The organism is Paraprevotella xylaniphila YIT 11841, assembly GCF_000205165.1.
GTDB classification, from domain to species: domain Bacteria; phylum Bacteroidota; class Bacteroidia; order Bacteroidales; family Bacteroidaceae; genus Paraprevotella; species Paraprevotella xylaniphila.
Map to the genome: position 1 here is coordinate 192,958 of NZ_GL883886.1, position 12,510 is coordinate 205,467.

The 12,510-nt window shown below is 52.6% G+C and carries 13 protein-coding genes; 12 read left to right on the forward strand and 1 reads right to left on the reverse strand.

Features of this window, described 5'->3' with window-relative positions:
- Positions 1-2: 2 nt before the first annotated feature.
- The 12 genes from HMPREF9442_RS14135 to HMPREF9442_RS14190 all read left to right on the forward strand — a co-directional run bounded on the left by HMPREF9442_RS14135 (position 3) and on the right by HMPREF9442_RS14190 (position 11,883).
- Positions 3-965 carry an OadG family protein gene (locus HMPREF9442_RS14135; protein WP_008629912.1) on the forward strand — a complete coding sequence of 321 codons (963 nt, stop codon included), beginning with the start codon at positions 3-5 and terminating at the stop codon, positions 963-965.
- A 37-nt stretch (positions 966-1,002) separates the two neighbouring features.
- Positions 1,003-1,446, forward strand: a complete 444-nt coding sequence (locus HMPREF9442_RS14140; protein ID WP_008629913.1) for an acyl-CoA carboxylase biotin carboxyl carrier protein subunit — start codon at positions 1,003-1,005, stop codon at positions 1,444-1,446.
- Positions 1,447-1,450: 4 nt separating this feature from the next.
- Complete coding sequence (locus HMPREF9442_RS14145) at positions 1,451-2,605, forward strand: sodium ion-translocating decarboxylase subunit beta (RefSeq protein ID WP_008629914.1); 1,155 nt, start codon at positions 1,451-1,453, stop codon at positions 2,603-2,605.
- 382 nt (positions 2,606-2,987) lie between these two features.
- Positions 2,988-4,124 carry a tRNA 2-thiouridine(34) synthase MnmA gene (mnmA, locus tag HMPREF9442_RS14150; protein ID WP_008629915.1) on the forward strand — a complete coding sequence of 379 codons (1,137 nt, stop codon included), beginning with the start codon at positions 2,988-2,990 and terminating at the stop codon, positions 4,122-4,124.
- Between the two features lies 1 nt (position 4,125).
- Entirely contained in the window at positions 4,126-5,421 is a 1,296-nt protein-coding gene (gene xseA, locus HMPREF9442_RS14155) for an exodeoxyribonuclease VII large subunit (protein ID WP_008629916.1), read from the forward strand.
- A gap of 10 nt (positions 5,422-5,431) precedes the next feature.
- Positions 5,432-5,638 carry an exodeoxyribonuclease VII small subunit gene (gene xseB, locus HMPREF9442_RS14160; protein ID WP_008629917.1) on the forward strand — a complete coding sequence of 69 codons (207 nt, stop codon included), beginning with the start codon at positions 5,432-5,434 and terminating at the stop codon, positions 5,636-5,638.
- Positions 5,639-5,767: 129 nt separating this feature from the next.
- Positions 5,768-6,790, forward strand: a complete 1,023-nt coding sequence (locus tag HMPREF9442_RS14165) for a branched-chain amino acid aminotransferase (protein ID WP_008629918.1) — start codon at positions 5,768-5,770, stop codon at positions 6,788-6,790.
- A 25-nt stretch (positions 6,791-6,815) separates the two neighbouring features.
- Positions 6,816-7,439 carry a DUF975 family protein gene (locus HMPREF9442_RS14170; protein ID WP_008629919.1) on the forward strand — a complete coding sequence of 208 codons (624 nt, stop codon included), beginning with the start codon at positions 6,816-6,818 and terminating at the stop codon, positions 7,437-7,439.
- 119 nt (positions 7,440-7,558) lie between these two features.
- A complete protein-coding gene (gene trmB, locus HMPREF9442_RS14175; RefSeq protein ID WP_008629921.1) occupies positions 7,559-8,338 on the forward strand; it encodes a tRNA (guanosine(46)-N7)-methyltransferase TrmB in 780 nt (259 codons plus the stop codon).
- Between the two features lie 25 nt (positions 8,339-8,363).
- Positions 8,364-9,464 (forward strand): Mrp/NBP35 family ATP-binding protein, encoded by a 1,101-nt coding sequence (locus HMPREF9442_RS14180; protein ID WP_008629922.1) that lies wholly within the window; start codon positions 8,364-8,366, stop codon positions 9,462-9,464.
- Between the two features lie 14 nt (positions 9,465-9,478).
- Positions 9,479-10,939 (forward strand): MFS transporter, encoded by a 1,461-nt coding sequence (locus HMPREF9442_RS14185; protein ID WP_008629923.1) that lies wholly within the window; start codon positions 9,479-9,481, stop codon positions 10,937-10,939.
- Between the two features lie 566 nt (positions 10,940-11,505).
- Positions 11,506-11,883 carry a LytTR family DNA-binding domain-containing protein gene (locus HMPREF9442_RS14190; RefSeq protein ID WP_008629925.1) on the forward strand — a complete coding sequence of 126 codons (378 nt, stop codon included), beginning with the start codon at positions 11,506-11,508 and terminating at the stop codon, positions 11,881-11,883.
- 68 nt (positions 11,884-11,951) lie between these two features.
- Here HMPREF9442_RS14190 and HMPREF9442_RS14195 read toward each other — a convergent pair.
- On the reverse strand, positions 11,952-12,510 hold a 559-nt coding region (locus HMPREF9442_RS14195; RefSeq protein ID WP_040603187.1), incomplete at its 5' end, for a hypothetical protein.

Below are 12,510 nucleotides of genomic sequence, written 5' to 3' on the forward strand. Positions count from 1 at the left end.
AGATGATGTTACACAAAAGATTTTTAGGAATCCTTGTTGGTTTGACGGTTGTGGCCGCTGCTTTCGGGCAGGGGGCCTTCAGCTTCAAAATCAATGAAGTGGTTGTAACCAACACGCACGGTCTCATTGACGAATACGGGGAGCGTTCGGGTTGGATTGAGATTGCCAACACTTCGTGGGGAACCAACAACATCCGTAGTTGTTATCTGACTACGAATCGTGAGGCTTTGAACAAAGACCTTTCCGTGCCGGAACGTGTCAAGTTGATGTCGCTCGTACCGAAAGGGGATGAACGCACGAACTTGACCGCCCAACAGCGCATCGTGTTTTTTGCCGACGGGCATACGAATCTCGGTACTTTGCACACCAACTTTACGTTAAAGGAAGGCGAGGAAAACTTCATCGCCTTGTTTGACGGAAACGGCAAGACGTTGCTCGATTCCATCACTGTACCGCCCTTGGCCGAAAACCAGTCATACGCCCGGGTGTATGATTCTGATAGTGAGGCTTACGTCTGGATGGTGCTTGATGCGGAAGAGGTGACTCCCGGGGCACCGAATGCCGGACAGGGCAAAGTGCAGGACAAAGTTGCGGAATTCAAAGAGAAAGACCCGTATGGCATTGCCATGTCCATCATGGCGATGGGGGTCGTGTTCGGGTGCCTGTTGGCCCTTTATGTCTTTTTCCGCCTGTTCGGCTATGCCGTGACACTGGTATCGAAGATGGCCCGTGTGCGGGCTATCCGTGCGGTGCGCGACCAAGCTGACAAAGCTGCCGTCATGGCCAAACAGGGTATGGAGACCAAAGGGGTGGACATGAAAGTCTATATGGCTGTCATTGCCATGGCACTCCGCGATTATGAGGAAGACGTGCATGACGTGGAGAGCAACGTCCTGACTTACCATACCGAAGAGCACTCCGAATGGAATGCGAAGGGCTACACCATGCGTGAGTGGCCGGAATAAAATCAAACGTTAAAGTCTAATCAAAAAAAGAATCATCATGAAAGAATATAAATATAAGGTAAAGGGTGCCGAATATACGGTGAAGATTAACGATGTGGAGGGGAACATGGCTCAAGTGGAAGTCAACGGGATTCCTTTCGAAGTGGAGATGGAACGTCCGATGCATTTGACCCACAAGCCGGTCATCCGTCCGGTAGCCCATGTGCATCATGGCCCTGTCACTCCGGCTGCCGCACCGGCAGCGCAGCCCGAAGTCCCGGTCGGGAACGGTACGGCCGTCCGTGCCCCGCTGCCCGGCACGGTGAATGCCGTGGCTGTCAACGTGGGACAAGCCGTGAAGAAAGGACAGACCGTGGTGGTGCTCGAAGCCATGAAGATGGAAAACAATATCAATGCCGAGTGCGACGGTACGGTAATGGCCGTGCATGTAAACAAGGGCGACTCGGTGCGTGAAGGTGCAATTCTGGTAACAATCGGTTAGGGCTATGGAAGTATTTGATTTCATCGGAACAAAATTATCCGACTTCCTCACCTATACGGGCTTTGCAAATGCCGAGTTGGGGAATTGGATCATGATACTGGTGGGTGCGTTCTTCTTGTGGTTGGCCATCAAGAAGGATTTCGAGCCTTTGCTTTTGATTCCTATCGGTTTGGGTATTATCTTGGGAAATATTCCTTTTAAAGCCGTCGGGCTTGAAGTCGGGCTGTATGAGGATAATTCCGTGTTGAACATTTTTTATCAGGGGGTGAAGACCGGATGGTATCCGCCTTTGGTATTCCTCGGTATCGGTGCCATGACGGATTTCTCGGCGTTGATAGCCAACCCGAAGCTTTTGTTGGTCGGTGCTGCCGCCCAATTCGGTATCTTCGGGGCCTACATGATAGCCTTGGCCTTGGGTTTCGAGCCTAACCAGGCGGCGGGCATCGCCATCATCGGCGGAGCCGACGGGCCGACGGCCATCTTCCTGTCTTCCAAGCTCTCGCCGAACCTGATGGGGGCCATAGCCGTGTGCGCCTATTCCTACATGGCTTTGGTGCCGGTCATCCAACCGCCTTTGATGCGCTTGCTCACCACGAAGAAGGAGCGTGTGATACGCATGAAGCCCGCACGTCAGGTTTCGCAGACCGAGAAGATCATATTTCCTATCGTGGGATTGTTGATGACGACTTTCATCGTGCCTTCCGGCCTCCCGCTTTTGGGTATGTTGTTTTTCGGTAACCTGTTGAAAGAAAGTACGAAGACGACTCGCTTGGCCAAGACGGCCGGTAGTGCGTTGAACGATGTCATCGTCATGTTGCTCGGCCTTACGGTGGGATGCTCCACGCAGGCTAGCGAGTTCTTGACGATGGACACGATAAAGATTTTTGCTTTGGGGGCCTTGGCTTTTATCATCGCTACAGCTTCGGGCGTGTTGTTCGTCAAGTTCTTCAACCTGTTCTTGCCGAAACACAAGAAAATCAATCCGCTTATCGGTAATGCGGGCGTGTCCGCCGTGCCGATGGCTGCCCGTATCTCGCAGAATCTGGGGTTGGAATACGATTCCAAGAACTACCTGTTGATGCATGCCATGGGGCCGAATGTGGCCGGTGTGATAGGCTCGGCTGTGGCTGCCGGTGTGTTGTTGGGCTTCTTGAGCTAACTTGGGCACGAGCCGTCAGACGATACTAAAGGCCGTTTTCCTCCAAGGGAAAGCGGCCTTTTCTTTGAAATAGAACAATCTTGACACCATGTCGGTATGGAATCCCGAATAGATGTTTTAGTAAGTAGTTGTTATACAGTATAATAAATTTTGATGCAGAATCGAATTTTAATCTCAGTAGATTTGAAAATCAATCTCAGGAGATTGATTTTTCGTTTGGCTGAGATTGATTTTCCGTTCTCCGCAGAATGATTCGGCTTCCTCCGGAGGCGTAAGAAATATTTATAGACGTGTCGGAAGACGCAGAAATAATTCTTGGTTTTCCCCTTACTTTATTTTTTTCTTCGTACTTTTGTGTAAAAGGACTTTCACGCTAACGGATATGGAACATGAAAGAAAGAAGGTATTGGTCGGCATGTCGGGAGGCATCGACAGTTCGGCGGTGTGCCTGATGTTGCAGGACGAAGGTTACGAGGTGGTGGGCGTGACGATGCGCGTGTGGGACTTGGCGCGCCAGTTTACCGATGCGGGGCAAGAATATCCCGATTTCATACAAGATGCCCGGGCCTTGGCCGCTCGTTTGGGCATCGTCCATTATGTGGCCGACGAGCGGACGGCCTTTAAAGATATCGTAGTCCGTGATTTCGTGGATGAATATCTTGCCGGGCGTACGCCGAATCCCTGTGTGATGTGCAATCCCGCGTTCAAGTTCCGCGTGTTGGTGGAGTGGGCGGACAAGTTGGGTTGCGATTATATTGCCACGGGGCATTATGTGAGAGTGAAAGAAGAGGACGGGCACTACGCATTATATTGCGGTGTGGACGGGAAAAAAGACCAGTCCTATTTCCTTTGGCGGTTGGGGCAAGACGTGCTGTCGCGCTGTATTTTCCCATTGGGCGCGATGAGAAAGGAAGACGTGCGGGGCTATCTGGCACGGAAGGGATTTGAGATGAAAGCCCGCAGCGGAGAATCGATGGAAATTTGTTTCATAGACAAGGACTATCGGGATTTCCTGCGTGAGCAGGTGCCGGACTTGGACCGGTGCGTGGGCGAAGGCAAGTTTGTCGACGTACAGGGGCGCGTCATCGGTACGCATTGCGGTTTCCCGTATTTCACGGTGGGGCAACGTAAGGGGTTGGGCATTGCCTTGGGCAAGCCGGCCTACGTGTTGAGGTTGAATGCCCGGAAGAACACGGTGATGCTGGGTGATGCGGACGATTTGGACGCGAGCCACATGTTGGTGTCCGGCATGCGCATGCCGGAGGACGGGACTTGGGACGACGGCAGCTTGTCGGTGCGCATCCGTTACCGAAGCCGCCCGATACCGTGCACCGTGCGACGGGTGAAGAACCTCTTTCCGGAAGAAGGAGGCAGCGAGGAATTGGGACTGGTGCGTTTCAAGGAGAAGGCTTCGGCTGTGACACCCGGCCAGTCTGCCGTGTTCTACGTCGGCGACAAGATGGTGGGCGGTGCCTACATCGGTTCGCAACGGGGGCTGCAAGCTTATTTGGAAGACTGAGATGGAGGCATTGACACTATATGAACTGAATGGGTTGGTGCGCGGCACGTTGGAACGTACGTTGCAGGCCGAATATTGGTTGCAGGCCGAACTGAGCGAGGTACGCGAGGCTTACAACGGCCATTGTTATCTGGAGTTCGTACAGAAGTCCGTGAACGGCCGTGACTTGGTGGCCAAAGCTCGCGGTGTGGTTTGGGCCGGGACGTACCGTCTGCTGAAACCCATGTTCGAGCGGGAGACAGGGCGGGCTTTATCGCCGGGACTGAAGGTTTTGGTCAAGGTCGGGGTCACCTTTCATGAACTTTATGGTTATTCGTTGACCGTGGCAGACATCGATCCGGCCTATACGTTGGGTGACATGGCGCGTCTACGCCGGGAGATTCTGGCACGCTTGGAGGCAGACGGCATCCTGAACGACAATAAGGAACTGCCTTTGCCGATGTCGGCCAACCGTATAGCCGTCATTTCGTCGGCCACAGCCGCCGGTTACGGTGATTTCTGCAACCAGTTGCTCCGCAATGACTATCGCCTGCGTTTCACCGTCCGGCTTTTCCCTGCCGTGATGCAGGGCGAACATGTGGAATCATCGGTGTTGGCGGCATTGGATGCCGTCATGGCTCGGCAAGACGAGTGGGATGCCGTGGTGATTATCCGTGGTGGAGGGGCGACCAGTGACTTGTCCGGCTTCGACACCTATTTGTTGGCAGCGGCTTGTGCACAGTTCCCTTTGCCGGTGATAACCGGCATCGGGCATGAGCGCGACGACACGGTGATAGACTTCGTGGCGCACACGCGGGTAAAGACTCCCACGGCTGCCGCCGCGTTCCTCATCCATCACCAGTTGGAGGCGGCATCGCGTCTGGAGGCTGTGGCACGCGAAATCCAACAGCAGGCCAAGGGGCGCATGGAAGGTGAGCGTTTGCGCGTGGAGCGTTTGTCCGCCCGGTTGTCGGCGGCAGCCCTGCAGGTGCGTACCCGTGGGGAGCGCAGGTTGGAGCAGATGGCCGCATGTCTGTTCCATGCCGGCCGGCAACGCCTTTCCGACGAACACCATCGCCTCGACCTGTATGCCGGGCGGTTGGGGCGCGGCATCCCCGTGCGCATGGAGCGTGAGCGGTTCCGCTTGCAGCTCCTGCAGCAGAAATGCGAGGCGGCCGACCCCGTCCTGTTGCTCAAGAGGGGCTACAGCATGACGTTTTGCGGTGGAAAGTTGGTGCGGAAGGCTTCGGAACTGAAAGGAGGAGAAGAAATCACGACCCGTTTGGCGGAAGGCGAGATACGCTCGGTCGTACAATAATATAAGGTATATGAAGAAAGAAAACTTGTCATACGAGGAGGCTATGGCGCGTCTGGAAGAATTGGTGCGCCGGATTGAGTCAAACGAGACCGGCATCGACCAGTTGGCCGGGGAATTGAAGGAAGCTCAACGCTTGGTAGCGTTCTGCCGCGAGAAGCTTTACGTGACGGACGAAGAAATCAAAAAAATACTGGAAACGGGCGAGAAAGAAGCCTGAGGCGGTTCCGGTTTCGTCCGGTGTATGGCGTTTTTCTTGTTAAATGATAAATTCTTTGCGGAAAATGCCTTTAAAATAATAAAATTCTGTAATTTTGTCTTTCAGAATGAAATTTAAAAAACGGAAAAGATGAAAGAAATCGATTGGGCGAACCTGTCTTTCGGCTATATGAAGACAGACTATAACGTACGTTGCTATTATCGCGACGGGAAGTGGGGAGAGATTGAAGTTTGTTCGGAGGAGACCCTCAATATCCACATGGCGGCTACTTGCCTGCACTACGGGCAGGAAGCTTTCGAGGGGCTGAAAGCTTACCGTTGTCCGGACGGCAAGGTGCGCGTGTTCCGCATGGACGAGAATGCCAAGCGTTTGCAGAGCACGTGCCGTGGCATACTGATGCCCGAACTGACTACGGAACGTTTCGAGGAAATGGTCAAGAAGGTGGTGCGGCTCAACGAGCGTTTCATTCCGCCATACGAGAGCGGTGCCACGTTGTACATCCGTCCGCTGCTTATCGGCACGGGTGCCCAAGTGGGCGTGCATCCGGCTAACGAATACCTCTTCGTGATTTTCGTCACGCCGGTAGGACCATACTTCAAGGGAGGCTTCGCCACCAATCCATACGTGATTATCCGCGAGTTCGACCGTTCCGCACCGTTGGGAACGGGCATTTATAAAGTAGGTGGGAACTATGCGGCGAGCTTGAAAGCGAACAAGATGGCACACGATTTGGGGTACTCCTGCGAGTTTTACCTCGATGCGAAAGAAAAGAAATACATCGACGAATGCGGGGCTGCCAATTTCTTCGGCATCAAGAACAATACGTATGTCACACCGAAGTCCACGTCCATCTTGCCTTCCATCACCAACAAGAGCCTGATGCAGTTGGCTGAAGACATGGGCATGACGGTGGAACGCCGCCAGATTCCGGAAGAAGAACTGGCCACTTTCGAAGAGGCCGGGGCATGCGGTACGGCTGCGGTTATCAGTCCCATCGAGCGTATCGACGATTTGGAGAACAAGAAGAGCTATATTATCAGCAAAGACGGCAAGCCGGGACCGGTTTGTACACAGTTATATCACCACCTGCGTAATATCCAGTACGGCATCGAACCCGATGTGCACGGATGGACTACGGTGGTGATGGACTGATTTATTCATTAAAAAATCTATTATTATGATTAGAAGTGCAAGTGAAATGCGGGCTGCAGCCCGGGCGTCGCTTTCTGGAAAATGGGGTGGCGCGGTTATGGTTACGTTGGTTTATCTGGCGGTTATGGGAGTGTTACCGGCTAGTATCGACTTAAAAGTTTATGATGGAGTAGGTTCCATTATACAGTTGGTGCTGATACCTCTTGGTTGGAGCATATCTGTGCTGTTCCTCGACAATTTGCGTAGTGGAGACGAGTATAAGGTCGGGCAGTTATTCGAGGGTTTTCGCGATTACACCCGTGTGGCCGGGACGATGATACTCACCGGTATCTATACGTTTCTTTGGACCTTGTTGCTTATCGTGCCGGGCATCATCAAGTCTTTTTCTTATGCCATGACGGCTTTTGTCTTGCGGGATAATCCCGAATTGAAATTTAATGGTGCCATTGAAAAAAGCATGAAGATGATGGAGGGGCATAAGTTCGACCTGTTTTATTTGTACTTGACCTTCATTGGTTGGGGGTTACTTTGCATCTTGACGTTGGGCATCGGCCTCTTGTGGTTGGTTCCTTACATGCAATCAGCTTCGGCGCACTTCTATGAGGATGTGAAAGCCGAGTACGAAGCGGCTCAGGCGCAAGGGGAATAAAGAGTTCTCGAATTCATGATTTTGAGCTGCCGACAAGAGGAAAAGTTTGTCGGCGGCTTTTTTATTTTTCTGATATTGCCTACCTTTGTGATAGATAAACAGATTGATATAAAAATAGAATGGGAAAAGGGAAATTAGCAAAGTTTGCCGACATGGCCAGTTATCCTCATGTGTTTGAATACCCTTATTCGGTCGTGGATGAAGTGCCTTTCGATATGAAAGGGCGTTGGCATGAAGATTTTTTCCGGAACGACCATCCTATCGTGTTGGAACTCGGGTGCGGGCGGGGTGAATATACCGTGGGGTTGGCCCGTTTGTATCCCGACAAAAACTTTATCGGGGTGGACATCAAGGGCGCCCGTATGTGGACGGGAGCCACGGAGGCGTTGCGCGAAGGCTTGCCCAACGTGGCGTTCCTGCGTACGAACATAGAGGTTATCGACCGTTTCTTTGCCGAAGGCGAAGTGGCCGAGATTTGGCTGACGTTCAGCGACCCGCAGATGAAGAAAGTGACCAAACGTCTCACGTCTACTTACTTCATGGCGCGTTACCGCCGTTTCCTGCAAGACCGTGGACGGATTCACTTGAAAACCGATTCCAATTTCCTTTTCACTTATACGGAATATATGGTGGAAAAGAACGGTTTGCCCTTGGAATTTTCCACCCGCGACTTGTATCACAGTACGTTGGCCGAGCATCCGGATACCGAAGAAGCCCGTATCCTGAACATCCGGACGTATTACGAGCAGCAATGGCTCGACCGCGGACTGGATATCAAATACATGCGTTTCCTCTTGCCGCAAGCCGGAGAACTGTCGGAGCCGGAAGTGGAGATAGAATTGGATGAATACCGGAGTTACAACCGCAGCAAGCGCAGCGGATTGTCGACGGCTAAATGAAAGAACGAATTAAAATACCGAACTTATGGAAATATATCCCAAATTGATTATGGACGCACTGGCTACCGTGCGTTATCCCGGTACGGGAAAGAACATCGTAGAGGCCGGGATGGTGGAAGACGATTTGCGTATCAGCGGGCTGCATGTCAGTTTTTCGTTGATTTTCGACAAGCCGACGAATCCTTTCCTCAAGTCGCTCGTGAAAGCTTCCGAGGCTGCCATCCATGCCTACGTGGGCAAGGAGGTGGAGGTGGAGATACACACCAAAACCTTGCAGGCTCCCCGCCCGGAGGTGGGGCAACTGTTGCCCGGCGTGAAGAACATTATCGCCGTGTCGTCCGGCAAAGGCGGTGTGGGGAAATCTACGGTAGCGGCCAACTTGGCTGTGGCTTTGGCCAAGATGGGTTATAAGGTTGGACTGCTTGATACAGACATCTTCGGGCCGAGCATGCCCAAGATGTTCCATGTGGAAGATGCGCATCCTTATGCCGAACCGGTGAATGGGCGTGATTTGATTGTGCCGGTGGAGAGTTACGGCATCAAGATGCTTTCCATCGGATTCTTTGTCAATCCCGACCAGGCCACTTTGTGGCGTGGGGCGATGGCCTGCAATGCGTTGAAGCAGTTGATAGGCGATGCAAACTGGGGCGACTTGGATTACTTCATCCTCGACACGCCTCCGGGTACGAGCGATATCCATCTCACGTTGGTGCAGACCTTACCTATTACCGGTGCTGTCATTGTCAGCACGCCGCAGAAAGTGGCGTTGGCCGATGCGCGCAAAGGCATCAACATGTACCAGAACGAGAAAGTGAATGTCCCCATCCTTGGGTTGGTGGAAAACATGGCATGGTTCACTCCGGCCGAGTTGCCGCAAAACAGATACTACCTGTTCGGGAAAGAAGGGGTGAAACGCCTTGCCGAAGAGATGCACGTGCCTTTGTTGGGACAGATTCCCATCGTGCAGAGCATTTGCGAGAATGGTGACAACGGTACGCCCGAAGTATTGAACGACGGGAGCCAGACGGGACAAGCGTTCATGGCCTTTGCCCGCCGTGTGGTGGAAGAGACCGACCGGAGGAATGCGGAACAGGCACCGACGCATATCGTAGAGGTAAAGAAGTAATTGTATATATTATAATGTATAAGCCGTTTTGCCGTGGGCAGGACGGCTTTTTTAACTTGAAAAGAGCGATGGTACAAAACGAGCGGAAAACTTCCACGGTGCACGTGGTGGGGAATATGGATTGGGACGGGCTTCACCGTCCGCAAATCTATTATGCCATGGTGGCTATTTTTTCGGGGTTGTTCCTTTCGGTCATCGATGGCACGATATGCAACGTGGCCTTGCCCACGATTGCGCGTCAGTTGCAAATCTCTTCCTCCGATTCCATCTGGATAGTCAATGCTTTCCAACTGGTGGTCGTCATGACCCTGTTGCCTTGTTCCGCGTTGGGCGAGCTGTTCGGGTTCAAACGTACCTATCTGTGGGGAATGGTCTTCTTTACCGTCGGTTCGTTGTGTTGTGCCTTGTCCGGTTCGTTTGCCCTGTTGGTTCTTTCACGCATGTTGCAAGGCGTGGGGGCGGCCATGGTGATGAGTGTGAACGGCTCTTTGGTGCGTCTGATTTATCCGAAACGCCATCTGGCCAAAGGTTTCGGGCTGAATGCCACGGTCGTGGCTTTGGCTTCCGTGGCCGGACCTACATTGTCCGGTGCTATTTTGTCCGTGTCTTCCTGGCCATGGCTGTTTGCCGTGAATTTGCCGTTCGGCGTACTGACATTCTTTTTGGCCCGTAGATACTTGCCGGGGAATCCGACTTGCGTCGAGGGGCGACGGTTCGATTTCCCTTCGGCAGTGCTGAACGCTCTTACGTTCGGTCTGTTCATCGGTTGTGTGGAAGCCTTTTCCCACGGGCTCTCCTTTCGTTGGATTGTGGTCGGAGTTGTCCTTTTGGTCGGGATAGGAGCCGTTTTCGTGCGTCGTCAGTTGCGCCAACCCTATCCGATGCTGCCTTTCGATTTGCTTCGCATACCCGTGTTTTCTTTGTCCGTGCTGACCAGTATCCTTTCTTTCACTTCGCAAATGTTAGGCATGGTGGCCTTGCCTTTTATGTTCCATCTCACGTTCGGGATGAGCGCGGCAGAGACGGGGCTGCTGATGACCGCATGGCCTTTGGTGATTGTGGTGGCCGGTCCTTTGGCCGGCACGTTGGCCACGAAAATCCATCCGGGGCTGTTGGGAGGTTTCGGGTTACTGGTGATGAGTGTCGGCTGCTTCTTGTTGGCAGATGTGTCGCCGTCGGCGGGTTATGGCGGGTTGGTGGCACGTTTGATGCTCTGCGGTTTCGGTTTTGGACTGTTCCAATCTCCCAACAACCACCTGTTGCTGAGTTCCGCACCGTCATATCGGACCGGTGGGGCAAGCGGGATGCAAGCCACGGCACGTTTGGTGGGGCAGACCATGGGGGCAGCCTTGGTAGCCTTGCTCTTTTATATCAACGGGGACCGTGCGCCCCATGCTGCCATGTTGTTGGCTGGCGGTTTCACGCTTTGCGGAAGCCTTGTGTCCTGTTCGCGTTTACGGGCACGTCGTTTTTGAACGATTTTGTTTTTTAGGTCCTGAAACATCGGTTTGTTTCCGGATGTTTCGGGTTTTATTATATTTATTCCTATCTTTGCATTTACATTCCACGCCGAGAGGGGTTTTTCATGTGGAGACACGGAAAAAAGTTGTAAGGCAATTTAGCCGTAAAACAGCGGTGGGGGTGTGCATATATTGAGAAGGCGTTTGCTTAGACGCTTTGTTCTTGACGCGTTGGAATCTCGCAAATTCGTAATATCAGTCAGGACATGGCAGCGGCAGATGCCCATGGGGTGTGTACAGGAGCGCATACCTTTATTGCCGTTGGTGCGTGTGCCACGTTTTAGTGGCACACCACATACGATGCCATAAAGGTGGGTGTTGTTCATATCGGCGTGGGACTGTGCGTTGTTGTTCTACTGATATGGGCAATGCGAGAGCCTCAATGCGTGGAACAGCAACGGGCGGGTTTTCCACGCTTTTTCGTATGTGCCCGGAATTATGTCGTTTAAAAAATTAACCGGTGCCTGAGAGGAAGACACGGGCACGAAGCCGCAGGATGACAGTGCGGCGAGGTTGCGCAGATGGAAAACAAACTATGCTTCAGTGTGTATGGTGAACTCTATGTCGTGGATCTCGACAGGATGTTGTATTTTGAGGCCGACGACCATTACACTCATGTCTATTACTCTTCGGGGACACATTTCATGATTCCTTTCGGCCTTGCCAAAGTGGAAGCCGCTCTCTCGGACAAGTGGAAGGCCGGTGACGCGTTCCTGCGCTTGGGGCGTAAATATATCGTCAACACCCGGCGGGTCTTTCATGTCAACGCGGTGAAACAGGTGGCGGTATTAGTGGACGATCATGGTACCAACTATACCTTGCACCTTCCCAAACCGGTGCTTCGCATGCTTATGGAGAACATCAGTGGAAAGTTGGATACCATGGTGACGCAACGTTGAATGCGTGCGCTATCCCGGCATGTGGCATGCATTTGTGCGATCCCCCCTATTGGGACGATGCCGGGAACTCATAATTCTTGGATTTCTTCTATCGTAAGTCCTGTGGCCAGTGATATGTCTTCAGGCGGCATGCCCATGGATTTGAGCTTGCGTGCGGTGGATAAGAGGCCCTCGGCTTTTCCTTTCGCCCATCCTTCTTCCAATCCCTCAGCCCTTCCCTCAGCCCTTCCTTCAGCCCTTCCTTCGGCTCTTCCTTCGGCCAAGCCTTCCATTTTGGCGGTACTTAGCACGTCGTTTTGTATCATGATGGCATTGAGATGCTCGTCGTAGGCATGGCGTTCACCGGGCGTCATGCTGTAGTATTTCAGTTTTTCCCGTGCTTCGCTCAATCCAGGTGCTTTCGTTTCAGGTTCTATCTCGCCTGTCTTCAGGTAGTTTACCCATTCCTCCAACGGTGTTTTTGCTACTTTGTTGAACTCGTTCACGCGGATGATGTAGTATTCCGGGAAGATTTCTCTCGGGTATTTGGGTAAGAGGGCATCTTCTTGCTTGGTCGTGATTTGCAGCTCGTCATCGGCATGTACGCCGATGAAACGGTTTTGCCCATGGTAGAGGTAATCGTTACCC